Source organism: Streptomyces sp. NPDC043908, assembly GCF_056435525.1.
On the sequence record NZ_JBWKEI010000008.1, the window covers coordinates 190,561 to 213,798 of the forward strand.

The following is a 23,238-nucleotide window of genomic DNA, read 5'->3' on the forward strand; positions in this document are numbered from 1 at the left end:
GACACATGAACGACCGCATGGTGTGGATCGACTGCGAGATGACCGGGCTCTCGCTGACGGACGACGCACTTATCGAGGTGGCCGCCCTGGTCACCGACTCGGAGCTGAACGTGCTCGGTGAAGGGGTGGACATCGTGATCCGTCCCCCGGACGCCGCGCTGGAGACCATGCCGGAGGTGGTGCGCGCGATGCACACCGCCTCCGGGCTCCTCGACGAGCTGGCCGGCGGGACCACGCTGGCCGACGCCGAGGCGCAGGTCCTGGCGTACGTCCGGGAGCACGTGAAGGAGCCGGGCAAGGCCCCGCTGTGCGGAAACTCGGTCGGCACCGACCGCGGGTTCCTCCTGCGCGACATGCCGGCCCTGGAGGAGTACCTCCACTACCGGATCGTGGACGTCTCCTCGGTGAAGGAGCTCGCCCGCCGCTGGTACCCGAGGGCGTACTTCAACAGCCCGGACAAGAACGGCAACCACCGCGCGCTGGCGGACATCCGCGAATCCATCGCGGAGCTCCGCTACTACCGCGAGGCGATCTTCGTCGCCCAGCCGGGCCCGGACTCGGACACGGCGAAGGCGATCGCGGCGAAGCACGTCCTGCCTGCGGAGTAACCCCTTCCGGGTCACTCCGGGGCGCTCAGGGGCCACCCCGGGAGGGTGCCGCGAAACATGTGCGCGAGCACCCTCCCGGACCCTGTACACTTTTTCTCGGCCGGTAAGGAAAGCCCCCAGGGACTTTCCCAGACCACAACAGTCCGGCCACGCATGGTGGGTATAGCTCAGCTGGTAGAGCACCTGGTTGTGGTCCAGGATGTCGCGGGTTCGAGTCCCGTTACTCACCCTGATCGGGAAGGCCCGGTCCGCTCCGGCGGACCGGGCCTTTCTCGTTGTGTGGCCTCGACACGTCCGGACACGGGGGTCACCCCAGGGCCGCGATGGCCTTGAGGACGAGCGCGCGGGCGTCGGAGCCGTAGACGGCCATGGTGCGCAGGCGCTCGAAGGCTTTCAGGTAGAGCTCGATCTCCGTGGGCTGGGTCACCGTCACCCGGGCCGACAACAGCTCCACGGACACCAGCGTGTCGTCGTACATATGGAAGACCTCCTGGGGCCACAGCGCGCGCTCCCCCGTCTCCTCGGGGATGATCCCGAGCGAGACTGCGGGCAGCGCGCCGGCCGTGAGCAGGTAGCCGAGCTGAGCGGCCATCGCGTCCGATGAACCCAGCCGGTAGCGCAGCACACTCTCCTCGATGAGCAGGACGAACCGGCGCCCGGGCTCGTGGATGATCCTTGAGCGTTCGATACGGGCCGCAGCAGCCTGTTCCGCGTCGTCGGGGATACCGAGCAGGCGGGCGTTGGCAGACAGTACGGCTCGTGCGTACCCCTCGGTCTGCAGCAGGCCCGGGACCAGCGTGGGTGAGTACACACGGAACAGAGTCGTCGACCGGTACAGCTGCACATAACTGTCCTGGAGGTGCCGGAGCCCAGTGCGGACCTTTCGGCGCCATTCGACGTACTGCGACTCGGCGTTGCGGGACTGGGCCACGAGATCGGCCACTCGCTCGGGAGCGCCGCACGCCACGCACCAACGGCGAATGTCCTCCGGGGTGGGCGGCGTCCGGGCGTTCTCGATACGCGATGACTTCGAGTGCGTCCAGCCGCAACGCGCGGCCAGCTCACCCCCGGTGATCCCGGCGTCGGCGCGGAGCTCACGCAGTCGCTGTGCGACTTGTCCACGCGCGGCGTGGGCTGCCGACGAGGGGGAGATGGGCATGAGCCGTCCTGTGGGCCTTCCGGGTTAGCTGAGCTTGTAGTCGTCGTGAGGTACGGCGCGTTCCCACACCTCCTCGAAGGCACGTGCGCACAGGTGCGCGGCGGCTGGGTCCTCACTGAGTTCCCCGCCTCCGGAAGCGCCGTCGCCCGTGAAGTGGTTCCAGCGGATGACGCTGCCGTCGATCAACCAGAAGTCGTTCCCCGGCAGTGCGATGTCGGAAGCGCGCCTCCGTGCGAGCCAGCGCACCTCTTCACCGGCGCGCAGATTGACCACCGCGCCCGCGTGCTCGTAGCGGATGTAGTCGCTGACCGGCTCGGACACGATGCGCGCGCGGCGGACTGCCACGCCACGGCTCAGGGTACGGCGAACCAACTCCACCCAGGGCGCCCAGTACGGTGATCCGGGATCCGTGTCCCGTTCCCCGGTGCGTTTCCACCCGGCGAAGTCAACGGCCTCCCCCGCCACCCCATAGACATCGCGCATCTCCAGGTGCACAGCCGCGTGTCGAGCGCTGTCGAGCAGTTCAGCGATGGTCGGGACGCTCGGCGTCATCACATGCCTTCCTCAGGATCGGCACCATCCGCGCCGGGATGCGGACGACCGCTTCGTGTTCCGGGATACCGGCGGCATGTCCCGGCACCATGAACGGGGCACACTCCGCCTCGAGTTCCGGACCGGGCTTCCAGCCCTGGATGGCCAGGTCACGTGTGGTGTCGTGCACCCACACCGTTGGGCTTTCGCCCGTACCCGAGTGGGGGTCGATTCCGACGAACCGTAATGCCACGGCGGCCTCCAGCTGCTCAAGCTGTGTGTGCACGGATGTACATCACGGTCCTCCGGTTTCGACACGGCGGTCAAGAGGGCGTGCGGTCGATGGCCTGGATACCGGCCAAGGTGTACATCGGTGCACATTCATGGCCTCGGCGCACGCCGCCCGCCTACCTTCCTGACCAACGCCAGTCCCACCCCCAGGGAGGCCCCATGTCCGAGCCCGACCCCCTCCACGGCGCCCCGGCGTACTACCGGACCCGCGCCGTCCGCAAGGAGCCCGAAGCGAGTGCTGTCACGCATGGAGGCCGCGCGATGAGGCTCGTCGGTGGGCTGCCCGAGATCGGTGGGCTTTCGCAGGCACAGCAGCGCGGTGTCGACTGCGTGTGGTGCGGGGTGACCCTGACCGCGGCGACCGCCGTCGACCTGGGGCCGCGGCCGCTGAAGATCCTGGACTACCGGACCTATTGGTACCCCCGGGCCTGCCCGCAGCACGCGCTCCCCCGGATCTGCGCCGTCTGCGACGAACCCGTCGCCGGTGAGGCCGAGGTGGTGCTCGGGTTCTCGTCGTGCGGGGCCCGGCCGGACGCGTACCGGCATCCGGCCGGTACGCCCGGATGCGTACGCAAGAGCGGCACGAGGTAGCGCGGGGGCCTCACGCCGATGCCCGTACTACCAGTTCCGTCGGCAGCACCAGTTGGGTGCTCGCGCGTTCGCCCGCCGCGATCTGGGTGAGGAGCAGGTCCGTCATCGCCCGGCCCATCTCCTCGATCGGCTGGCGCACGCTGGTCAGCGGGGGCTCCATGTGGCGGGCTATGGCCGAGTCGTCGAAGCCGATCAGGCCCACGTCCTCGGGGACGCGGCGGCCCCGTTCGCGCAGGATCTGGCGGGCGCCCGCCGCCATCACGTCCGAGGCGGCGAAGACCGCGTCGAGGCCGGGGGCGCGGTCGAGGAGTACGGCCATCGCCTCGCGGCCGCCCTCCTCCGTGAAGTCCGAGGGGGCGATGAGCCCGGGCTCGGGCGCCAGGCCCGCCTCGGTCAGGGCCGCGCGGTAGCCGTCCAGGCGGCAGCGGGCGCCGTACACGTCGAGCGGGCCCGTGATCGTGGCGATCCGGCGCCGGCCACGGGCCAGCAGATGCGCCACGGCCGCCCGCGCCCCGGCGAAGTTGTCGGAGTCCACCGACGCCAGCGGCTCCTCCTCCGAGCGCGGGCCGCTGATCACCACCGGCAGGTCCAGCTGCTCCAGGAGGTCGAGCAGCGGGTCGTCGGCGTGGACGCCCACCAGCAGGACGCCGTCGACCCGGTGGCCCGTCAGGTACTGGGCGAGCCTGCGGCGCTCCCGTTCGCTGCCCACCAGGGTCAGCAGGAGCTGCATGTCGGTCTCCGCGAGCGCCTGGCCGACGCCCCGGACCACCTCGGAGAAGTACGGCTCCGCGAAGAAGCGCGTCTCCGTCTCGGGGACGACCAGGGCGATCGCATCCGTACGGTTGGCGGCCAGGGCGCGGGCCGCGCGGTTGGGGACGTAGCCGAGCTCGGCCACCGCCGCCTCGACGGCCGCGCGCGTACGGTCGCTGACCCGGGGCGAGCCGTTGATCACCCGGGACACCGTGCCGCGGCCGACCCCGGCACGCGCCGCCACCTCTTCAAGGGTGGGCCGCCCGGCCCCGCGGCCCCGGACCGTGCGAGCTGCTTTCATGCCTGCCTCCGCGTCTTGCCGCACATCGTGGACCTCGGGGTGAAAACTAACAGCACGACCCCGGTGGCGGACTGCCTTTGCCAGCTCCCTTGACACCCTCCCGGACAGTCGCCACCCTTCAACACATCACGACTGGGAGCGCTCCCACCCCTATCTGTCCGTACACCTTCCGCACCTTCCACCCCTGCATGACCGACCGTCAATCGTTCTGCACGGAAAGCACGTTGGAGGATCACCATGCGTTCGAGATCCCGTACAAGAACACCCCTCGGCACCCGCGCGCCCCGGCGGCTCGCGGCGCTCGCCGTCGTCTCCGTACTCGGCGCCGGACTGCTCGCGGGCTGCGCCGACGACGGCGACGGCAAGGACTCGACCGGTTCCGGCTCGTCCTCCTCCGGAGGCGGCGGGGGCGGCGGGGCGAAGACCACGCTCACCGTCGGTGTCTTCGGGGCCTTCGGCCTCAAGGAGGCCGGCCTCTACGACGCGTACATGAAGCTCCACCCGGACATCGAGATCAAGCAGACCTCGATCGAGCGCAACGAGAACTACTACCCGCAGCTCCTCACCCACCTCGGCTCCGGCAGCGGGCTCGCCGACATCCAGGCCGTCGAGGTCAACAACATCGCCGAGGTCACCGCCACGCAGGCGGCCCACCTGGAGGACCTCGGCAAGGTGAAGGGCGTGGACAAGGCCGCCTTCCTGCCGTGGAAGTGGGGGCAGGCCACCACCAAGGACGGCAAGACCGTCGGCCTCGGCACCGACATCGGGCCGCAGGGCATCTGCTACCGCAAGGACCTGTTCGCCGCGGCCGGGCTGCCCACCGACCGGGAGGCCGTGGGGAAGCTGTGGGCGGGCGACTGGCAGAAGTACCTCGCGGCCGGTGAGCGCTACAAGGCGAAGGCGCCCAAGGGGAAGGCCTTCGTCGACTCCGCCTCCGGCGTCCTGAACGCCATCACCGGCTCCAGCGACACCCGCTACTACGACGCGGACGGGAAGGTCGTCTACAAGACCAGCCCGGCGGTGAAGGAGGCGTGGGACACGGCGGCTTCGTTCGCCACCCGTGGCCTGACCGCCAAGCTCCAGCAGTTCCAGCCCAGCTGGGACCAGGGCTTCGCCAACGGAAGCTTCGCCACCGTCTCCTGCCCGGCCTGGATGCTGGGGTACATCCAGGACAAGGCGGGCGCCGCGGGCAAGGGCAAGTGGGACGTGGCGGCGGCGCCCAAGCCGTCGAACTGGGGCGGTTCGTTCCTCGTCGTCCCGTCGGCGGGCAAGCACCGCGAGCAGGCCGCCGAGCTGGCCGCCTGGCTCACCGCGCCGGCCCAGCAGGCGACCTTCTTCGAGAAGCGCGGCAGCTTCCCGAGCGCCAAGGCCGCGTACGCCCTGCCCGCCGTCGCAGGCGCCCAGCACGACTACTTCGGCGGCGCGCCGATCGGGCAGATCTTCGCCAAGGCCGCCGAGGGCACGCCCGTGCAGGCGCTCGGGCCGAAGGACCTGATCATCGCGCAGAACCTGGCCGACGTCGGCATGCTCCAGGTCGACCAGAAGGGCCGGTCCCCGCAGGCCGGCTGGGAAGCCGCGGTGAAGGCCATCGACAACGCCCTGGACCAGTGAGGACGGCCAACGGCACCGGGGCGGAGGCCTCCGGGGACCGGGGCGGCGGGGGTGTCGCGGGCCTGACCGCCGCCACCCCGGACGGGGCCGTCCCGGCCGCGGTCGCCCCGGGCCCCGCGGCGTCCGCCGCCCCGGGCCCCGACCCCCGCGAGGCGCGGCGGCGCGAGCGGCGCAGCCGGCGCTACCGGCGCGACGTGCGCTGGAGCCCGTACGCCTTCGTGGCGCCCTTCTTCCTCTTCTTCGCCGCCTTCGGCCTCTTCCCGCTGCTCTACACGGGCTGGGCCTCGCTGCACCAGGTCGAGCTGACCGCGCCGAACGAGATGCACTGGGTCGGTCTGCGCAACTTCTCCCGGCTGCTGTCGGACGAGTTCTTCTGGAACGCGCTGCGCAACACCTTCACCATCGGTCTCATCTCCACTGTCCCCCAGCTCCTGATCGCCCTCGGTATCGCCCATCTGCTCAACTACAAGCTGCGCGGCTCGATGTTCTTCCGGGTCGCCGTCCTGACCCCGTACGCCACCAGCGTGGCCGCCGCGACCCTTGTCTTCGTACTCCTCTTCGGACGCGACTACGGCATGATCAACTGGGCGCTCGGCCAGCTCGGCGTGGGCCCGGTGGACTGGCAGAACGGCACCTGGACCTCCCAGTTCGCCGTCTCCACCATCGTGGTGTGGCGCTGGACCGGCTACAACGCGCTGATCTATCTGGCCGCGATGCAGGCCATCGCGCCCGATCTGTACGAGTCCGCCGCGCTCGACGGGGCCTCGCGCTGGCAGCAGTTCCGGCACGTCACCGTGCCCGCGCTGCGGCCGACGATCCTCTTCACCTGCGTCGTGTCCACGATCGGCGCGACCCAGCTGTTCGGCGAGCCGCTGCTGTTCAACGGCGGCGCCGGGGCCACCGGAGGCTCCGACCACCAGTTCCAGACGCTCGGGCTGTATCTGTACGAGCAGGGCTGGGTGAACCTCCATCTCGGCCGCGCCTCGGCGATCGCCTGGACGATGTTCCTGATCCTGCTGCTGATCGGCGCGGTGAACTGGCTGGTCTCGCGCGCCCTGCGCAAGGAGACGTCATGAACGCCAAGACGACGGCCCCGGCCGTCCCCGCCGACGGCCCCGCCGGCCCCTCCTCCCCCGGCTCCTCCTCCCGCGCCTCTCCCCGGTCCGTCCACCGCGCCGGGCGCCAGCTCCACGGCGGGCGCCTGACGTACACGATCCTGATCCTCTTCACCGCCGGCTCCCTCTTCCCGCTGGTGTGGACGGCGATCGCCGCCTCGCGCACCAACGAGCGCCTCGCCCAGACCCCGCCGCCGTTCTGGTTCGGCGGGAACCTCTTCAAGAACCTGAAGATCGCCTGGACCGACGCCAACATGGGCACGGCCCTGCTCAACACCACGATCGTGGCGGGCTCGATCGCGCTCGGCACGGTCTTCTTCTCCACGCTCGCCGGATTCGCCTTCGCCAAGCTGCGGTTCCGCTTCAAGAACGTGCTGCTCCTGCTCGTCATCGGCACGATGATGATCCCGCCGCAGCTCAGCGTCGTCCCCCTCTACATGATGGTGGCGAAGCTGTCGTGGACCGATCAGCTCCAGGCGGTCATCCTGCCGACCCTGGTGAGCGCCTTCGGGGTGTTCTTCATGCGGCAGTTCCTCATCGAGGCGCTGCCCACCGAGCTGATCGAGGCCGCCCGGGTCGACGGCGCCAGCAGCTGGCGCGTGATCTGGCACGTGGTCTTCCCCGCCGCCCGGCCCGCGATGGCGGTCCTGGGGATGCTCACCTTCGTGATGGCCTGGAACGACTTCTTCTGGCCGATCATCGCGCTGACCCAGAACGGCAGCCCCACGGTCCAGGTGGCGCTCACCGGACTCGGCCGCGGCTACATCCCCGACCAGTCGGTCATCATGGCCGGCGCCCTCCTCGGCACCCTCCCCCTGTTGCTGGCGTTCGTCCTCTTCGGGCGGCAGATCGTCGGCGGCATCATGCAGGGAGCGGTCAAGGGGTGAGCACCGACCACGCGCCCGACAGCCCCCTCCTTCCCCACCCCCTCGATGGGAGCGCCTCCATGACCGACCGCTTTCCGCCCGACTTCCTCTGGGGCACCGCCACCTCCGCGTACCAGATCGAGGGGGCGGTCGCCGAGGGCGGTCGTACGCCGTCCATCTGGGACACCTTCTGCCGTACGCCGGGGAAGGTGTTCGGCGGGGACAGCGGGGACGTCGCCGTCGACCACTACCACCGCTGGCGGGACGACGTCCGGCTGATGGCGGACCTGAACCTCGGCGCCTACCGCTTCTCCGTGTCCTGGTCGCGGGTGCAGCCGACCGGGCGCGGACCCGCGGTGCAGCGCGGACTCGACTTCTACCGCAAGCTGGTGGACGGGCTCCTGGAGCAGGGCATCCGGCCCTCCCTCACCCTCTACCACTGGGACCTGCCGCAGGAGCTGGAGTCCGCGGGCGGCTGGCCCGAGCGGGACACCGCCCACCGGTTCGCGGATTACGCGGGCATCGTCGCCGAGGCGCTCGGCGACCGGGTGGATATGTGGACCACCCTCAACGAGCCCTGGTGCAGCGCCTTCCTGGGATACGGCTCCGGCGTCCACGCGCCCGGCCGCACCGATCCGGTGGCCGCGCTGCGGGCCGCGCACCATCTGAGCCTGGGCCACGGGCTGGCCGCCGAGAGGCTGCGCGCCACGCTGCCGAAGGCCGCGAAGCTGGCGATCAGCCTCAACCCGAGCGCGGTCAGGGCCCGCACCCAGTCCCCCGCGGACCTGGACGCGCGGCGGCGCATCGACGCGCTCGCCAACCGGGTGTTCACGGGCCCGATGTTCAAGGGCGCGTACGACGAGGACCTGCTGCGGGACACCGCGCGGCTCACGGACTGGTCGTTCGTCCACGACGGAGATCTGAGCACCATCAAGCACCCCCTCGATCTGCTGGGCATCAACTACTACGCACCCTCAGTTGTATCCGCCGCCACTGACAATCCCCCCGGTGACGGCCCTGACCTGCAAGTACCCCGTCCCGACGGGCACGGCGCGAGCGCCCACTCGCCCTGGCCCGGAGCCGATTCCGTCGTCTTCCACCAGCCGCCGGGCGAACTGACCGCGATGGACTGGTCGATCGACCCGACGGGGCTGTACGACCTGCTGATGCGCTACACCCGCGAGGCGCCCGGCGTACCGCTGATGATCACGGAGAACGGCGCCGCGTACGACGACAAGCCGTCCCCCGACGGCTCGGTCCACGACCCCGACCGCATCCGCTACCTGCACGGCCACCTCGCGGCGGTGCGCCGGGCGATGCGGGACGGGGCGGACGTGCGCGGGTACTTCCTGTGGTCCCTGCTCGACAACTTCGAGTGGGCGTACGGCTACGGCAAGCGGTTCGGCGCGGTGTACGTCGACTACGAGACGCAGACCCGTACGCCGAAGTCGAGCGCGCGGTGGTACGCGGAGGTGGCGCGGACGGGGGAGCTGCCGGAGGAGCTGCCGCTGGGGTGAGGGTCGAGGGGGCGGCCACGCGCCCCGGCCGGGTGGGGGGGGGTGAACCGGCGGGGCGCGTGCGGGGAGGGGATGGTGGGGGTGGGGGTGGGGGCCTTGTTACTTGTAGGCGGCGAAGGCCTTCGTGAAGGCGAGGGGGGCCTGGACGATGGAGGAGCAGGTCGGGTCGGCGGAGTTCTTGGCGCCGCCCGCGCACTGCTTGTCCCGGGCGCCGGACCACATCGCGAGCCGGCCCAGGCCCTTGGACTTGGCGAAGTCCACCAGCTGGGTGGCGTCGTCGACCGTGAACGTCTCGGTGTTGACGTCGTTGACGCCGATCATCGGGGTGACGGCGACGGCCTTCCAGGCGGCGGCGTCGGAGAGCCCGAGGACGCCCTTGATCTGGGCCTGCGTGGCGGTGGCGGCCTGGATGGCGTACGTGCCCATGTCACCGCTGTACGCCGGACCGTAGTCCATCGTCATGATGTTGACGGCCGAGACGGCGACACCGTTCTTCCTGGCGTCGGCGACGAGGTCGACGCCGGGCTGGGTGAGACCCTCGGGCATCACCGGCAGCGTGAACGACACGTCGAGGCCGGGGTGGGACTTCTGGAGCTGCGCGATGGCCTGCGCGCGGCGGGCGTTGGCGGCGGTGTCCGGCAGGGCCGCGCCCTCGATGTCGAAGTCGACCTTGGTGAGCTTGTACGCGTCGATGACCTTGCCGTACGCGGTGGCGAGCTCGCCGGCGCTCTTGCAGACCAGGCCGAGTTCGGAGCCGGACGCGCCGCCGAACGAGACGCGGACGTCGCCGCCCTTGGCGCGCAGGGCGCCGATCTGCGCGGCGACGGCGTCGCTGTCCAGCCCGCTGACACCGCCCCAGAGCGGGGTGCAGCCGCCGCCGGAGGTGATGAAGGCGAGGTGGAACTCCTTCACGCCGGTCTTGGCGGCGGTGTCGAGGAGGTCGTACGCGGGGTAGAGCGACGTGTCGATGTACGGCGCGAAACGGGAGGTCGTGCCGGTGGTGGGGGGTTGGGGGGTGGTGGGCGTGGTGGGTTTGGTGGGGGTGGGTTTCGTGGGAGCGGTGGTGGGGGTGGGGTTGGTGGTGGGCCGCGTGGTCGGGGTCGGCTTCGTCGTCGGGCGGCCGGTGGGGGCGGGGGTGGCGCCGGTGTCGACCGAGCACTTCTCGTCGTTGATCAGACAGCCGGTGGGGTCGCCCGCCGTGCCGGTGGAGTTGGTGACGAACCCGACGGTGACGGACGCGCCCGCGGCGAGGCCGTTCCTGTCCCAGGTGGGGGGCTTCACGGTGACGTGCTGTCCCTTGACGGTCCGCTCACCGTTCCAGAGGGAGGAGAGCGTGGTCCCGGCGGGGAGGTCGAACTCCAGGGTCCAGTCGGGGAGGGCCTTGCCGCTGTCGTTGGTGATGACGTACTGGCCGGTGTAACCGCCGCCCCAGCTACTGGTCTTGGTGTACGCGGCGGCGACGGAGGCGGCGTGCGCGGTGCCGGGGAGGACGACGGCGGCGCCCGCGATGGCGGCGGCGGTGGCTATGGCGCCGATCGCCTTGGCCTTGCCGGTGGCGCGGCGGCGGTGGGTACGGGGGTGGGTCATGAGTGCGCCTGCCCTTGGGGGTGGGGGTGGGGGTGGGGGTGGTGGGAGTGGGTGGGGTGATGTGGTGCGGGCAGCACGCTAGCCGGTGGGAATCGGGCAAATGGGGTGCGGGGGGCTGGGGTTGGGGATCTTAGGGTTCGCTTAAGGGGGCGATGTGGCGGGGTTAATTCCGGGGGGCGCTTCTGCTGCGGGCCGGTGGGGGTTGCTCGCGCAGTTCCCCGCGCCCCTTGGGGGACGGGGGCCGGGCTGCCGTTCCCCTCGGGCACCCGGCGTACCGCTGCGGGGACTGCGCCCCCCAACCCCGTTGGTCGTCTGCGGGCTGGATGTGGCTGGTCGCGCAGTTCCCCGCGCCCCTAGGGGGGACGGGGGCCGGGCTGCCGGTTCCCTCGGGTCGTCCACCCGCTGGGGGGGCTGCGCCCCCAACCCCGTTGGTCGTCTGCGGGTCGGCTGTGGCTGAGCGCGCAGTTCCCCGCGCCCCCGGGCGGCCAGGGGCGGGGAACTGCGCGAGCAACCCGGCACGGTCCGCGGCCGGGAACGACGACCGGCCTACCGCGCCGCACCCCGCACGCCCCGGCCGACGCCCCCGCCCCTACCCGACGGGCGGGACGGCGCGTCGGGGCTCCGGGCGGCGGCGTCTGCCTCGGCGGCGGATGCGTGACGTTCGCGCTCCGGTCGCGCCCAGGCCGATCCACACCCGCACCTCCGTCCCGCCCAGCACCGACCGCCCCAGCCGCACATCGCCCCCCGTCGCCTCCGCCATGCGGCGCACGATGTCCAGGCCGAGGCCCGTCGAGCCGCCGCCGCTCGAACCCCGGGCCAGGGCCGCCCGGGGGTCGGCGATGCCGGGGCCCGCGTCCGAGATCAGGACGATCACCGCGTCCTCGCCGTTGTGGACGTCCACCGCGAACGCCGTGCCCTCGGGCGTGTGGCGAAAGACGTTCCCCAGCATCGCGTCGAGCGCGGCGGCCAGTTCGGGCCGGGCGACCGGGATGCGGACGGGACGGTCGACGCCCGCGAGGCGTACCTCCCGGCCCTCGTCCTCCGCCAGTGCCGACCAGAACGCCATCCGGTCCCGGATGACCTCGGAGGCGTCGCACCCGGCGCCCGCCCCGGCCGGCTGGGTCTGCGGCTTGGCCTCCCGGGCCGTACGGATGATCGTGTCGACCTCGCGCTCCAGCTGCTCGACCGCCGCCCGCGTCTGCTCGGCGGCCGGCCCGTCGCCCAGGGACGCGGCGTTGAGGCGCAGCACGGTCAGCGGGGTGCGCAGGCGGTGGGAGAGGTCGGCCGCCAGCTCCCGCTCGTTGGCGAGGAGCTGGACCACCTGGTCGGCCATGGAGTTGAAGGCGACGGCCGCCGAGCGCAGTTCCGCCGGCCCCTCCTCCGGCACCCGCGCCCCCAGCCTCCCCTCGCCCAGGTCGTGCGCCGCCCCGGCGAGCCGCTGGGCCGGACGGACCATCCGTACGCCCAGCCGGTCCGCCACCGCGACCGAGCCGATGACGAGGGCGACGCCCACGCCCGCGAGGACCAGCCACGCCGTGGCGACGCCGTTGGTGACCTCGGCCTCGGGCACGTACACCTCGACGATCGCGATCTCGCCGGAGCTCAGCGCGGTCGGCTGGAGGAGCGTGGAGCCGCCGGGGACGTCGGAGATGTAGGCGCGGACCACCTTGCGGGTCGCGTCGAGGTCCTTGCGGGCCGCCCGCCGCCGGCCGATCTCGGAGGGCGCGCCGCCCGGCGCCGCGGGGATGTGCACGGCCATCCGGCCCGCCGCGCCCGCCTGGGTGGAGGCGACGGCCCGTTCCAGCGCGTCGCGGTCGGTGGTGATCGACAGGGTGGGGCCGATCGCGGCGGCCTGGCGTTCGGCGTTGGAGAAGGCGCGGTCGCGCGCCATCTCCTTGATGACCAGGCCCAGCGGTACGGCGAAGGCGAGCACCACCATGAGGGTGACGGCGACCGCGACCTTCACCAGGGCCCATCTCATCGGCCGGGCTCCGCCCGCGGTGGCTCCAGCTTCACACCCACTCCGCGCAGGGTGTGCAGATAGCGGGGCTGCGCGGCCGTCTCGCCGAGCTTGCGGCGCAGCCAGGACAGATGGACGTCGATGGTCTGGTCGTCGCCGTAGGACTGCTGCCATACCTCGGCCAGCAGCTCCCTGCGCGGCACGACCACGCCGGGCCGCCCGGCGAGGAACGCCAGCAGGTCGAACTCGCGGCGCGTCAGATCGAGCCGCAGCCCGTCGAGTTCGGCCTGGCGGCGCAGCGGGTCGATGGAGAGGCCGCCGACCCGGATCAGCGTGGGCGGCGGCTCGGCCCCGGCGGCTCGCGCCCGGCGCAGCACGGCCGCCATCCGGGCGGACAGGTGCTCCACGGAGAACGGTTTGACCAGGTAGTCGTCGGCGCCGTCGTTGAGCAGCCGGACGATCTCCGCCTCGTCGTCCCGCGCGGTCGCGATGATCACCGGTACGTCGGTGATGCCGCGGAGCATCTTCAGCGCCTCGGCCCCGTCGAGATCGGGCAGTCCGAGGTCCAGGACGACCACGTCGAAGGAGAAATGGGCCACCTCGCGCAGCGCCTCCAGCGCTGTTCCGACGCTCCGTACGGTGTGGGAGGCCTCGGTGAGGTGGCGGATGAGGGCGGAGCGAACGAACTGGTCGTCCTCGACCACGAGCACACTTGCCATGGGCGGCACCGTACGCCATCCGGGGTACACCGGTCCCGGCCGGGACGAGGCGGGGCGGGGCCCGGTGGGAGGGGACACGCGTGGGGCGCGTGGGGCAGTATGGCCCCCGATATGACCCCGATGCACCGAGGAATCGTTCACGTCTGCGCCTGGTCGCTGGCCACCGGGGCGGCCGTCACGCTCTCCTGGTGGGGCGTGCACACGGTGATGGCCGGAACGGCGTACGACCCGCCGCGCGCGGTCCCGCTCACCGGCGACGGGCACACCGCGCAGGGGGTGTGGCCCCTCGCCTCCTCGACGCGGCGGCCGAAGGGCTCGCCGTCCCCGTCCGACGGCCCTTCCGGCGCGCCCTCGCCGCCCGCGGACCAGAAGCCGGGCCGCTCCGCCCCCGCCGCGCCGCCCAAGTCGCCCTCCGACCACCCTTCCCCGGGCTCTTCCGGCTCTTACGGTTCCTCCGGTTCCAGCGGAAACGTCAAGGGCTACAACGTCGACGGCGGCCGGGTCGTCTTCGACATCGGCGCCACCGCGGCGGAGCTGGTGACGGCGACGCCGGACGCGGGCTGGCGGATGCAGGTGTGGAAGCAGCCGACGTGGATCCGGGTGACGTTCAGCAAGGGCACGCGCGAGGTGTCGGTCTTCTGCACCTGGTACAACCACGCGCCGACCGTGGAGCTGGACGACCGGGGCTGAGCCCGCGGGCGCCGGACCGGCCTCCGCCTACCTAGCGGAACACCGCGGGCGGCGGTACGGGGGACGGCTTGGCGGTCGCGTCCGTCACCGGGGCCGCCCCGCCGGTGAAGTCGGCGAGCGCGCGCCCGTGTTCGACACGTCCGGGGTGCGGGTCCCCCGCGATGCGGCGGGTGAACTCGGCCACCGGCAGCGGCACGTCCGAGGCGAGCAGGACCGCGTTGCCGAACCGCTTGCCGCGCAGCACGGTCGGGTCGGCGGCGAGCGCCAGTTCGGGGAAGAGCCCGGCGGCGGTGGCTATCTGGCCGCGCAGATGCGCCAGCGGGGGGCCGTCGGCGAGGTTGGCCGCGTAGATCCCGCCGGGCCGCAGCACCCGGCGCACCTCGCCGAGGAACTCGGTGCTGGTCAGATGGGCGGGGGTGCGGGCGCCGCTGAAGACGTCGGCGACGACCAGGTCGGCCCAGCCGTCCGGGAGCTTGGCGAGCCCCTCGCGCGCGTCCAGGGAGCGCACCCGTATCCGGGCCTGCGGATCGAGCGGCAGCTCCCGGCGGACCAGCGCCACGAGCGCCGCGTCGATCTCGACGACCTGCTGGGTGGAGCGGGGACGGGTGGCGGCCGTGTAGCGGGCGAGGGTGAGGGCGCCGCCGCCCAGGTGCAGCACCTGGAGGGGGCGGCCCGGCTCACCGGCCAGGTCGATGACGTGACCGAGGCGGCGCTGGTACTCGAAGGTGAGCCGCTCCGGCGCGTCCAGGTCGACGTGGGACTGGGGGGCGCCGTCGAGCAGCAGGGTCCAGCCGTGCGGGCCGTCCCGGTCGGGTATCAGCTCGGCGAGGCCGCCGTCGACCGGCTCCACGACGGCCTGCGGGGCGGACGGGCGGCCGCGCCGCCCGCCCGGCGCGGCCTTCGCCCCGCCCTTCGCCGTGTTCTTCGTACCGCTTCGTGCCGCCATCCGACCATTATCGGCCGCCGGCCTCGGTGATGCCGTCCGCGGCCTCGATGAGCCGGGCGGCCTCGCCCAGCGCCAGGCGCAGCACGGCCGGGTCGGTGACCGCCACCGCGTCCGGCGGCAGCAGCCAGCCGCTGCCGGGGGCCGGCGGCCCGGGCGGTCCCGGCAGGCGCAGTCCCCGTCCGTTCGTCTCGGTGCAGGCGCTGCCCGGCACGTCCCAGGCGGCGGCGGTGCCGGGCGGCACCAGGAACCCGAGGGTGTCGCAGGCGCCGTCGTGGAGCACGGGGCCGACGGCGGCCGGGGCGACGGCGCGGCGCAGGATGTCCACCGCCTCCAGGCCCTGCCGCGCGGGCACGGTGACCAGGTCGCAGGGCTCCCCGCCGCCCGGCGGTCCACCGGCGTCCCGGGTGGGCCGGTGCCGCACGGTCGTCGTGGTCGTCCCGGTGCCTTCGATGTCCATGCCGGCCTCCAACAAGGCAACCCCCACGTGGTTTCTGCGGGTTGGCGGTATCCGCATGGTTCAACGCCGGTCCCTGTCAACGGCTACGGCGGTATGCCGCCGCAAAGGATGGCAGTTCATAGCAGATCGCAGGTGAGATATCCCTTTTGTAGCCAAACTTCGTTTCTGGAAGCCGATGTTGCCGGTACGTTCTTGCTCCGCACCACCACGCCGGAGAGAGCTGTTGAGCCATGGCGACGTCCACGGATCCCCGCGCCGGAGCGAACTCCGCCGCACGACCTCCCGAACGGAATCCCGCCAAGGCACCCAACACCGCCTTCCGCGAACTGCGGGGCCAGCGCTCGCCCGGCGAGTTCGCGGCGGCGGTCCGCAGGGCGGCCCGCGAGATCGGCGAGCAGGTCGCCTGTGACGCGCGGTACGTCGGACGGGTGGAGGCCGGCGAGATCCGCTGCCCCAACTACGCCTACGAACGCGTGTTCCGCCACATGTTCCCGGGTTTGACGCTGGCCGACATGGGGTTCTCGTCGCGTGAGGCGGTACGGGGCCGGGGGGCCCGTGCGGGGTGTGGTGCGACCCCGCCGCACTCCACGCCCCAGGAACACCCCGCACCCCGCTGCGGCACCATCGACCACGAGGAAGACCGTAATGACGAGGAGAGCGACGTGCTGCGTCGCGCGTTCATGACCGGCGGCTCCGCCACCCTGGCGGCCGTCTCCCTGGGGCTGCTGCCCGAGTGCGCGGCCGCCGCGCCCCACGACCCCACCGACCCGTCGGCATCGTCGTTCCAGCCGGTACGGCGGGTCGGCGAGGCGGAGGTCGGCGCGGTCGAGGAGGCGGTACGGCGGATCCGGCTGCTCGACGACCGGCACGGCGCGAACGGGCTCTACCGCAGGGCCGCCCAGCCGCTGCGCACGGCGTACGCGCTGCTCGACGCGGGCACCGCGCGCCGCTCCACGGCCGAGCGGCTGCACGCCGGCGCGGGCGAGCTGGCCATCTCGGTGGGGTGGCTCGCCCATGACTCGGGCCACTACGAGGAGGCCCGCTCGCACTACGCGGAGGCGCTGGCGACCGCCCGCCTCGCGGGCGACCCGGCCCTGGAGGCGCACGCCTTCTGCAATATGTCGTTCCTGGCCAGGGACGCGGGACGGCCGCGCGAGGCGCTGCGGGCCGCGCAGGCGGGCGGTCGCGCGGCCCGTCGGCTCGGCTCCTCCCGGCTGCTCGCGCTGCTCGCGCTGCGGGAGGCGGGCGGCTGGGCCGGGCTCGGGGACCGGGGGGCGTGCGAGCAGTCGCTCGCCCGGGCGCACGCGCTGTTCGCGCGCGGCCCGTCCGAGCGGGATCCGGAGTGGATGACGTTCTTCGTGGAGGCGGAGCTGGAGATGCTGGAGGCGCAGTGCTGGTCGGCGCTGGGCGACTGGTCCCGCGCGGCCCGCCACGCCCGCCGCGCGGCCTGCCTCCAGGACCCGCACTTCGCCCGCAACCTGGCCCTGTACCGCGCGGAACTCGCCGACGACCTGGCCCGCGCGGGCTTGCCGACGGAGTCGGCGGCGGCGGGGCACCAGGTCCTCGACCTCCTCACCGAGGTCCAGTCCACCCGGATCCAGGCCATGCTGGCCGACACGGCCCGCATCCTGGCGCCCCATGCGGGGTGCCCGGAAGTGGGGGGGTTCTTGGAGCGGAGGGCTTCGGGGTAGGGCGCTGGTTTTGTCTGCGGGTGAGTGGTGGGTTGCTCGCGCAGTTCCCCGCGCCCCTTAAGGGGTCGGTGCTTGGCTGCGGGCCGGGGTGGGCTGGTCAGACCTCCAGGTGGCCCGTGTCGTTCCACCGCTCCACCGCAGGCTGCCCGTACGCCCACCCCAGCACCGACAGCGAGGTCGGCTCCAGCTTGATGCGCGCCGCGAAACCGATCGGCTCGCCCAGCCAGCGCGCCGCGATCGACCGCAGGATGTGCCCGTGCGCGAAGACCAGCACGTCCCGCCCGGCCGACCGCGCCCACTCCACGACCTCGTCCGCCCGCGCCGACACCTGGGCCAGCGTCTCGCCGCCCTCGACCCCGTCGCGCCAGATGAACCAGTCCGGCCGGCCCGCCTTGATCTGGGGCGGGGTGAGCCCCTCGTACGCCCCGTAGTCGAACTCCATCAGCGCGTCCCAGTCCCGCGCGCGCTCCCCGAAACCGGCCAGATCGCACGTCTCGCGCGCCCGCGCCAGCGGGCTCGTCCGGACCTCGACGTCCGCCAGACCGTCCCAGGGCGCGCGGTGCAGGCGCTCGCCGAGCAGCTTCGCGCCCCGGCGGCCCTCCTCAAGGAGCGGGATGTCGGTACGGCCGGTGTGCCTGCCGGCGAGCGACCACTCGGTCTGCCCGTGCCGGGCGAGCAGGAGGCGCGGTTCGGCGGCTGGCATGTCAGGTCACTCCCGTGGCGCGTGGAGAATGCCGAGGGTTCGGCGGAGGTTCACCTCCATCATCGCGCACCCTTGCGGCCCTCCCCCGCGTCCTTCGGGGGTGGGTGCACAAGCGCACCCACGACCACCGTACGGTTGAACACCTGAACGGGGCCCGAAGAGGTCCTGAAGAAGAGATGGAGAGGGTCCGGAGATGCAGCACCCCGCGCCTCGGCCCCGCTGGTGGACCGAGCTGCCGCTCATCGCCATCGTCTACGCCGCCTACTCGGCGGGCCGCCTGCTGGTGAGCGGTAGCGAGTCGCAGGCCGTCGACCACGGCCTGGCGATCCTGCGCATCGAGAAGTACCTGCACCTGAACGCCGAGCACCCGCTCAACCGGCTCTTCACCCGCACCCCCTCCCTCGGCATACCCGCCGACTTCGCCTACGCGTCGCTGCACTACCTGGTGACGCCCGCGATCCTGGTGTGGCTCTTCCGGCGCCGGCCGCTGCGGTACCGCGCCGCCCGCACCTGGCTGATGCTCTCCACCCTCATGGGCCTGATCGGCTTCTCGCTGCTGCCGACCTGTCCGCCGCGCCTGCTCGACCCCTCGTACGGGTTCGTCGACACGATGGCGCAGTACAGCTCGTACGGCTGGTGGGGCGGCGAGGCCAGTGCGCCGCGCGGCATGGGCGGCATGACCAACCAGTACGCGGCGATGCCGAGCCTCCACGTGGGCTGGGCGCTGTGGTGCGGGGTGATGCTGTGGCGCTTCGGCGGCCGCCGCTGGACCCGGGTGCTGGGTGTCGCGTACCCGCTGACCATCACGTTCGTGGTGATGGGAACCGCCAACCACTATCTGCTCGACGCGGTCGCCGGGGTGGTCGTGATGGGGCTCGGACTGCTGCTCTCGCGGCCCGCGATGCGGCTCGCGAACGCGGTGCGCGCCCGTGTCGCACCCGGCTCGTTCGGCACACCGGCCCCGATTGTCAGTGCCGGATGCAAGACTTCCGCGGGTGAGCGAATCCCAGGGCAGCGCACGTCCGACGACTCCACCGCGGGAGCGGGCGACAGCCATTCGTCAGCGGCTCGCTGAGCTGCGCGGTCCCACCGCCGTGCCACGCCCGCTGGACGCCCGGGCGCTGGCGGCCCTCGCCGCCAACCCGGGCTGCCGCCGCCGCGCCCTGCTCGACGGGGCGGGCGTCGACAAGGGCGCGCTGGCCGAGGCGCTGGGCTCCCCGTCGGCGGCGTTCGGCCAGTCCCAGTTCGCCATCGCGCGCGGCAACACCTTCGAGGCCCGCGTGAAGTCCGACGGCGGTACGGAACTGCTGCGGCTGCTCCACGAGCGCACCGGCGGCGAGCCGCCCAAGGACGCGGTCGTCCCCGACCTGGCGGCGGCCGGTCCCGAGGGCCGGGCCGCGCGCACGGCCCTCGCGCTGCGCGAGGCGACGGCGTCCGGCGGATGGACGCTCCTGGACCACCCGATGCTGGCCCTGGAGGTGGCGGGCTCCCCCGCCTATCTGGAGCCGGACGCGGTGGTGATCGCCCCGGACGGCCGGTGGACGGTCGTCGAGATCAAGTCCTTCCCGATGATCGACGCGGCGGCCGACCCGTCCAAGGTGGGCGCCGCGGCCCGCCAGGCGGCGGTGTACGTCCTGGCCCTGGAGCGGGTGGCGGGGCTCGTCGCAGGGGCGCGGGACGCGGCCTCCCCGGCCCCCGCCGTCGCGCACTCGGTGCTGCTCGTCTGCCCCAAGGACTTCTCCAACCTGCCGACCGCCTCCCTCGTCGACGTGCGCAAGCAGCTGTCGGTGACCCGGCGCCAGCTGGCCCGGCTCACCCGGATCGAGGAGATCGCCGACGCGCTGCCGCCCGGCGCCAGCTTCGCGCTCGACCGGCCGGCCACCGAGCTGACGGACACGGTCGAGTCCGTCCCGGCGACGTACGCGCCGGAGTGCCTGGCCGCCTGCGAGCTGGCCTTCCACTGCCGCGACCGGGCCCGCTCCCTGGACGCGGTGACGGCGCTCGGCCGTGGCCTGCGGGCCGAGCTGGGCGGGCTGACCAGCGTCGGCGCGGTCCTGGACGCGGCGCGCGGCCACGCGGGCGACGCGGCCGACCCGGCGGTGGCCGCGCTGCGCAGGGCCGCGGCGCTGCGCGCGGAGGCCCTGGAAGGCGCGGCCGCGGGAGGCGCCGTATGTCGCTGATCACCACCCTCGCCCGGCTGGAGGCCGTCGAGGCCGGACGGGCCGCGCCGCTGGCCACCGTGCGCCACCGGCACCTGGCGGACCATCCGCTCGTGCTCGTCCCGCTGACCACCTCCGGAGAGGCCGGGGCGCCGCTCGGAGCACTGGTGGGGACCGACCGCGAGGCGCCCCGTCTGCTCGTCGTGCCCCAGCCGCGCGACCGCGAGCTGCGGTTCGCCTTCCTCGCCGAGCTCGCCGACGCCGTACTGCCGCATCTGGACGCGTACGCGGACGAGGTGGAGGCCGCCGAGCGCAACGAGACCGACCCGGAGACCGGCAAGAAGGTCAAGGTCGAGGTCGAGCTGTGCGCCGACGCGCCGCAGATCGTGGTGCCGGGCAGGGCCGCCGTCGACTTCGTACGGCTGCTCGGCCGCTCCATGCGCTTTCGCCGGACCGCCGAACAGGACCCGGACACCCCGCACCCCGCGCCCCCGCGCGTCCCGCTGCTCGGCCGCTGGCTGACGCACTACGGGGAGCGCGCCCGCGTCCCCGGCTCCGCGCTGCTGCTCGCCGCCACCGACCTGCTCGCCCGGCACTGGGCGACGGGCCAGTCCAGCCTGGAGGACCAGCACCTGGGGGCGCTGCTCGCCTGGATCGACCCGCCCGAGGGCGCCACGGGCGCGGAGGCGGCACTGCGGGCCGAGCTCGCCCGGGACGGGGACGGGCAGCTGCTGTGCCCGCCGGCCGGCCCCGCCACCGACCCGGCCTTCGACAACAAGCTGCTCGCCCCCGCGTTCGACCGCTACGACCGGGCCCGCCAGGCGCTGTCCGCGGCGCAGGACGGCGAGGCGGCCGACGCGCGCCTGGCCGGCCTCTCCCGGGCCGAACAGGAGATCCGCCGACTGGTCGAGGGCCAGCTGCGGCCCACCTGGGAGGCGGTGTGGCGCTCCCTCGACCTGCTGCGGGAGCTGCCCGAGGCGCCGCGCGCGGCGGACCGCTGGACCCGCGACCGCTGGTCGTTCACCGCCCACCGGGACCGCGTACGGGCCGGCGAGCCGCCGCAGCCCCGCCGCGACGACGCGGTGACGGCGGCGGCCAAGCTCGCGTCGCGCGAGAGCGCCCAGGCGCAGCTGGAGGCGCAGGAGGCGCTGGACGACCCGCTGGTGATGGCCGGGAGGCGCCTCGCGGGCGAGGCGTTCGCGGGCGAGGTCGTCGACGTGGTGATGGCCTGGTCGGAGTCGAAGCGGCCGAGCCCGCGCCCCCTGGTGACCGTGCGCACGGGCGACGAGCCGCACCTGGCCGAGCGGGCGAAGGTGTTCCGCTCGCTGGACGGCAAGCCCCAGTCGGCGGAGTTCGTGGGGTACGAGCGGGACGGCTCGCTCGTGCTGCGCCTGCTCGACAAGATGGGCCGGAGCAAGGAGCCCGCGCCCGGCTCGGTGCCGGAAAAGGGCGACCGGGTGTGCTGGACGCTCTTCGAGCACGACCAGCGCGGCGGCCCGAAGCTGCCGGACCCGGAGGCCACCCCGTGGACCCACGGCGGCCCGCCGGGCACGGACGCGGAACACCCCGACCCCCTCACCCCGGAGGACCTGCTGTGATCCGTACCGAGCGCGGCTTCGACCCGGGCGCGGCGGCGGCCGAGGCGACCGGGAGGATCCTGCACGACACCCTGCACGCCGAGGCCCGGGGCGTCGTCGTGGACTCGCCGCCGGGCGCCGGGAAGTCGACGCTCGTGGTGCGCGCGGCCCTCGAACTGGCGGCGGCCGGGCGCCCGCTGATGGTGGTGGCGCAGACCAACGCCCAGGTCGACGACCTCGTCCTGCGCCTCGCCGAGCAGGAGCCGGAGCTGCCGGTGGGCCGCCTCCACAGCAGCGACGCCGACCCGTACGACAAGGCCCTGGACGACCTCGGGCACGTACGCAAGTCGTCGAAGGCCGCCGATCTGGCGGGTCTGGACATCGTGCTGTCGACGGCCGCGAAGTGGGCGCACGTCAAGGACGTCGAGCCGTGGGCGCACGCGATCGTGGACGAGGCGTACCAGATGCGCTCGGACGCGCTGCTCGCCGTGGCCGGGCTCTTCGAGCGGGCGCTGTTCGTGGGCGACCCGGGCCAGCTGGACCCCTTCGCGATCGCGGACTCCGAGCAGTGGGCGGGGCTGTCCTACGACCCGTCGGCGAGCGCGGTGACGACGCTGCTCGCGCACAACCCCGAGCTGCCGCAGCACCGGCTGCCGGTCTCCTGGCGGCTGCCGGCGTCGGCGGCGCCGCTGGTCTCCGACGCGTTCTACCCGTACACCCCGTTCCGCAGCGGTACGGACCACGGCGACCGGCGGCTCTCCTTCGGCGTCCCCTCGGACGGCTCGGCGCCGGACCGGGCGCTGGACGAGGCGGCCGCGTCGGGCTGGGCCCTGCTGGAGCTGCCCGCCCGCCACACCCCGCGCACCGACCCGGAAGCGGTACGGGCGGTGGCCCAGGTGGTCCGCAGGCTGCTCGACCGGGGTGGCGCGGCGACCAGCGAGCGCTCCCCCGACCCGGTGCCGCTGACGGCGGCCCGGGTCGCCGTCGGCACGGCCCACCGCGACCAGGCGGCGGCGGTACGGGCCGCGCTCGCGGAGCTGGGGGTGACCGGGGTGGCCGTGGACACGGCGAACCGGCTCCAGGGCCGCGAGTTCGACGTGACGGTCGTCCTGCACCCGCTGTCGGGCCGCCCGGACGCGACGGCGTTCCACCTGGAGACGGGCCGCCTGTGCGTCCTGGCCTCCCGCCACCGGCATGCCTGCGTGGTGGTGTGCCGGGCGGGCGTGACGGACCTGCTGGACGAGCACCCCTCGACCGAGCCGGTCCAGCTGGGGGTCACGGTGAAGTTCCCGGACGGCTGGGAGGCGAACCACGCGGTCCTGACGCACCTGGCCGAGCACCGGGTGCGGTGGCGGCCGTAGGGGGCGCGCGGGCAGTGCGAGGCCCCCTTGCGGGGCGCGGGACAATGG

Annotated in this window: 22 protein-coding genes and 1 tRNA gene; 13 read left to right on the plus strand and 10 right to left on the minus strand. The window is 73.2% G+C overall.

Annotation, left to right across the window (positions count from 1 at the left end; all coding sequences use genetic code 11):
• Window positions 1-5 precede the first annotated feature (5 nt).
• Together orn and AC069K_RS19390 are read left to right on the plus strand one after the other, a co-directional pair.
• Complete coding sequence (orn, locus tag AC069K_RS19385; protein WP_344077010.1) at window positions 6-608, plus strand: oligoribonuclease; 603 nt, start codon at window positions 6-8, stop codon at window positions 606-608.
• Between the two features lie 156 nt (window positions 609-764).
• Window positions 765-837 (plus strand) — tRNA-His (locus AC069K_RS19390).
• A gap of 78 nt (window positions 838-915) precedes the next feature.
• On the opposite strand, the gene AC069K_RS19395 is transcribed toward AC069K_RS19390, so the two are convergent.
• From AC069K_RS19395 to AC069K_RS19405, 3 genes are read right to left on the minus strand one after another with little or no spacing between them, the layout of a single operon-like run.
• Window positions 916-1,767, minus strand: coding sequence for a helix-turn-helix domain-containing protein (locus tag AC069K_RS19395; protein WP_365101257.1), 852 nt, complete (start codon window positions 1,765-1,767; stop codon window positions 916-918).
• 24 nt (window positions 1,768-1,791) lie between these two features.
• Window positions 1,792-2,319 carry a DUF6879 family protein gene (locus AC069K_RS19400; protein ID WP_478617783.1) on the minus strand — a complete coding sequence of 176 codons (528 nt, stop codon included), beginning with the start codon at window positions 2,317-2,319 and terminating at the stop codon, window positions 1,792-1,794.
• Window positions 2,291-2,551 (minus strand): hypothetical protein, encoded by a 261-nt coding sequence (locus AC069K_RS19405; RefSeq protein ID WP_478618118.1) that lies wholly within the window; start codon window positions 2,549-2,551, stop codon window positions 2,291-2,293. The genes AC069K_RS19400 and AC069K_RS19405 overlap by 29 nt, the downstream gene beginning before the upstream one ends.
• Before the next feature lie 197 nt (window positions 2,552-2,748).
• Between AC069K_RS19405 and AC069K_RS19410 the strand changes: the two genes are divergently transcribed.
• Window positions 2,749-3,180, plus strand: coding sequence for a hypothetical protein (locus tag AC069K_RS19410; RefSeq protein ID WP_478617786.1), 432 nt, complete (start codon window positions 2,749-2,751; stop codon window positions 3,178-3,180).
• A gap of 10 nt (window positions 3,181-3,190) precedes the next feature.
• Here AC069K_RS19410 and AC069K_RS19415 read toward each other — a convergent pair whose 3' ends face one another.
• The gene (locus tag AC069K_RS19415; RefSeq protein WP_358835463.1) at window positions 3,191-4,231 is read right to left on the minus strand and encodes a LacI family DNA-binding transcriptional regulator; all 1,041 of its coding nucleotides are present in this window, start codon (window positions 4,229-4,231) and stop codon (window positions 3,191-3,193) included.
• A 237-nt stretch (window positions 4,232-4,468) separates the two neighbouring features.
• Between AC069K_RS19415 and AC069K_RS19420 the strand changes: the two genes are divergently transcribed.
• The 4 genes from AC069K_RS19420 to AC069K_RS19435 all read left to right on the plus strand — a co-directional run bounded on the left by AC069K_RS19420 (window position 4,469) and on the right by AC069K_RS19435 (window position 9,340).
• Complete coding sequence (locus AC069K_RS19420) at window positions 4,469-5,842, plus strand: ABC transporter substrate-binding protein (protein ID WP_478617789.1); 1,374 nt, start codon at window positions 4,469-4,471, stop codon at window positions 5,840-5,842.
• Window positions 5,843-5,904: 62 nt separating this feature from the next.
• Window positions 5,905-6,918, plus strand: a complete 1,014-nt coding sequence (locus AC069K_RS19425) for a carbohydrate ABC transporter permease (protein ID WP_358990630.1) — start codon at window positions 5,905-5,907, stop codon at window positions 6,916-6,918.
• Window positions 6,915-7,844, plus strand: a complete 930-nt coding sequence (locus AC069K_RS19430) for a carbohydrate ABC transporter permease (RefSeq protein WP_478617792.1) — start codon at window positions 6,915-6,917, stop codon at window positions 7,842-7,844. Before AC069K_RS19425 ends, AC069K_RS19430 begins: the two co-directional genes overlap by 4 nt.
• A gap of 59 nt (window positions 7,845-7,903) precedes the next feature.
• A complete protein-coding gene (locus tag AC069K_RS19435) occupies window positions 7,904-9,340 on the plus strand; it encodes a glycoside hydrolase family 1 protein (protein ID WP_478617795.1) in 1,437 nt (478 codons plus the stop codon).
• A 99-nt stretch (window positions 9,341-9,439) separates the two neighbouring features.
• Here the strand turns inward: AC069K_RS19435 and AC069K_RS19440 are convergent, their stop codons facing one another.
• The 3 genes from AC069K_RS19440 to AC069K_RS19450 form a co-directional block, all read right to left on the minus strand.
• The gene (locus tag AC069K_RS19440) at window positions 9,440-10,927 is read right to left on the minus strand and encodes a glycoside hydrolase family 18 protein (protein WP_478617798.1); all 1,488 of its coding nucleotides are present in this window, start codon (window positions 10,925-10,927) and stop codon (window positions 9,440-9,442) included.
• A gap of 589 nt (window positions 10,928-11,516) precedes the next feature.
• The gene (locus tag AC069K_RS19445; protein ID WP_365111817.1) at window positions 11,517-12,908 is read right to left on the minus strand and encodes a HAMP domain-containing sensor histidine kinase; all 1,392 of its coding nucleotides are present in this window, start codon (window positions 12,906-12,908) and stop codon (window positions 11,517-11,519) included.
• Complete coding sequence (locus tag AC069K_RS19450; RefSeq protein ID WP_358835950.1) at window positions 12,905-13,606, minus strand: response regulator transcription factor; 702 nt, start codon at window positions 13,604-13,606, stop codon at window positions 12,905-12,907. Before AC069K_RS19450 ends, AC069K_RS19445 begins: the two co-directional genes overlap by 4 nt.
• Before the next feature lie 111 nt (window positions 13,607-13,717).
• Here AC069K_RS19450 and AC069K_RS19455 point away from each other — a divergent pair, with 111 nt between their 5' ends.
• Window positions 13,718-14,296 (plus strand): hypothetical protein, encoded by a 579-nt coding sequence (locus tag AC069K_RS19455; RefSeq protein WP_478617801.1) that lies wholly within the window; start codon window positions 13,718-13,720, stop codon window positions 14,294-14,296.
• Between the two features lie 31 nt (window positions 14,297-14,327).
• On the opposite strand, the gene AC069K_RS19460 is transcribed toward AC069K_RS19455, so the two are convergent.
• A complete protein-coding gene (locus AC069K_RS19460) occupies window positions 14,328-15,242 on the minus strand; it encodes a spermidine synthase (RefSeq protein ID WP_365111810.1) in 915 nt (304 codons plus the stop codon).
• A gap of 7 nt (window positions 15,243-15,249) precedes the next feature.
• Window positions 15,250-15,699, minus strand: a complete 450-nt coding sequence (locus tag AC069K_RS19465; protein ID WP_365111807.1) for a hypothetical protein — start codon at window positions 15,697-15,699, stop codon at window positions 15,250-15,252.
• Between the two features lie 230 nt (window positions 15,700-15,929).
• On the opposite strand from AC069K_RS19465, the gene AC069K_RS19470 reads away from it, so the two are divergent.
• Window positions 15,930-17,390, plus strand: coding sequence for an NsdA family TPR-like regulatory protein (locus tag AC069K_RS19470; RefSeq protein ID WP_365111804.1), 1,461 nt, complete (start codon window positions 15,930-15,932; stop codon window positions 17,388-17,390).
• Between the two features lie 97 nt (window positions 17,391-17,487).
• Here AC069K_RS19470 and AC069K_RS19475 read toward each other — a convergent pair whose 3' ends face one another.
• A complete protein-coding gene (locus tag AC069K_RS19475; RefSeq protein ID WP_478617805.1) occupies window positions 17,488-18,093 on the minus strand; it encodes a histidine phosphatase family protein in 606 nt (201 codons plus the stop codon).
• A 193-nt stretch (window positions 18,094-18,286) separates the two neighbouring features.
• On the opposite strand from AC069K_RS19475, the gene AC069K_RS19480 reads away from it, so the two are divergent.
• The 4 genes from AC069K_RS19480 to AC069K_RS19495 are packed head-to-tail and all read left to right on the plus strand — an operon-like array spanning window position 18,287 to window position 23,190.
• A complete protein-coding gene (locus tag AC069K_RS19480) occupies window positions 18,287-19,168 on the plus strand; it encodes a phosphatase PAP2 family protein (RefSeq protein WP_358835956.1) in 882 nt (293 codons plus the stop codon).
• Window positions 19,089-20,273, plus strand: a complete 1,185-nt coding sequence (locus AC069K_RS19485) for a hypothetical protein (RefSeq protein WP_365111798.1) — start codon at window positions 19,089-19,091, stop codon at window positions 20,271-20,273. Before AC069K_RS19480 ends, AC069K_RS19485 begins: the two co-directional genes overlap by 80 nt.
• Window positions 20,264-21,850 carry a hypothetical protein gene (locus AC069K_RS19490; RefSeq protein ID WP_358835958.1) on the plus strand — a complete coding sequence of 529 codons (1,587 nt, stop codon included), beginning with the start codon at window positions 20,264-20,266 and terminating at the stop codon, window positions 21,848-21,850. The genes AC069K_RS19485 and AC069K_RS19490 overlap by 10 nt, the downstream gene beginning before the upstream one ends.
• Window positions 21,847-23,190, plus strand: coding sequence for an AAA domain-containing protein (locus AC069K_RS19495; RefSeq protein WP_478617810.1), 1,344 nt, complete (start codon window positions 21,847-21,849; stop codon window positions 23,188-23,190). Before AC069K_RS19490 ends, AC069K_RS19495 begins: the two co-directional genes overlap by 4 nt.
• Window positions 23,191-23,238 lie beyond the last annotated feature (48 nt).

Excerpts from the sequence above, each read along its gene's own strand:
- AC069K_RS19455 (WP_478617801.1), top strand. The coding sequence starts at position 13,718 with ATGACCCCGATGCACCGAGGAATCGTTCACGTCTGCGCCTGGTCGCTG.
- AC069K_RS19480 (WP_358835956.1), top strand. The coding sequence starts at position 18,287 with ATGCAGCACCCCGCGCCTCGGCCCCGCTGGTGGACCGAGCTGCCGCTC.
- AC069K_RS19470 (WP_365111804.1), top strand. The coding sequence starts at position 15,930 with ATGGCGACGTCCACGGATCCCCGCGCCGGAGCGAACTCCGCCGCACGA.
- AC069K_RS19435 (WP_478617795.1), top strand. The coding sequence starts at position 7,904 with ATGACCGACCGCTTTCCGCCCGACTTCCTCTGGGGCACCGCCACCTCC.
- AC069K_RS19420 (WP_478617789.1), top strand. The coding sequence starts at position 4,469 with ATGCGTTCGAGATCCCGTACAAGAACACCCCTCGGCACCCGCGCGCCC.
- AC069K_RS19400 (WP_478617783.1), bottom strand. The coding sequence starts at position 2,319 with ATGACGCCGAGCGTCCCGACCATCGCTGAACTGCTCGACAGCGCTCGA.
- AC069K_RS19445 (WP_365111817.1), bottom strand. The coding sequence starts at position 12,908 with ATGAGATGGGCCCTGGTGAAGGTCGCGGTCGCCGTCACCCTCATGGTG.
- AC069K_RS19440 (WP_478617798.1), bottom strand. The coding sequence starts at position 10,927 with ATGACCCACCCCCGTACCCACCGCCGCCGCGCCACCGGCAAGGCCAAG.
- AC069K_RS19395 (WP_365101257.1), bottom strand. The coding sequence starts at position 1,767 with ATGCCCATCTCCCCCTCGTCGGCAGCCCACGCCGCGCGTGGACAAGTC.
- AC069K_RS19460 (WP_365111810.1), bottom strand. The coding sequence starts at position 15,242 with ATGGCGGCACGAAGCGGTACGAAGAACACGGCGAAGGGCGGGGCGAAG.
- AC069K_RS19465 (WP_365111807.1), bottom strand. The coding sequence starts at position 15,699 with ATGGACATCGAAGGCACCGGGACGACCACGACGACCGTGCGGCACCGG.
- AC069K_RS19410 (WP_478617786.1), top strand. The coding sequence starts at position 2,749 with ATGTCCGAGCCCGACCCCCTCCACGGCGCCCCGGCGTACTACCGGACC.
- orn (WP_344077010.1), top strand. The coding sequence starts at position 6 with ATGAACGACCGCATGGTGTGGATCGACTGCGAGATGACCGGGCTCTCG.
- AC069K_RS19475 (WP_478617805.1), bottom strand. The coding sequence starts at position 18,093 with ATGCCAGCCGCCGAACCGCGCCTCCTGCTCGCCCGGCACGGGCAGACC.
- AC069K_RS19490 (WP_358835958.1), top strand. The coding sequence starts at position 20,264 with ATGTCGCTGATCACCACCCTCGCCCGGCTGGAGGCCGTCGAGGCCGGA.
- AC069K_RS19430 (WP_478617792.1), top strand. The coding sequence starts at position 6,915 with ATGAACGCCAAGACGACGGCCCCGGCCGTCCCCGCCGACGGCCCCGCC.
- AC069K_RS19450 (WP_358835950.1), bottom strand. The coding sequence starts at position 13,606 with ATGGCAAGTGTGCTCGTGGTCGAGGACGACCAGTTCGTTCGCTCCGCC.
- AC069K_RS19415 (WP_358835463.1), bottom strand. The coding sequence starts at position 4,231 with ATGAAAGCAGCTCGCACGGTCCGGGGCCGCGGGGCCGGGCGGCCCACC.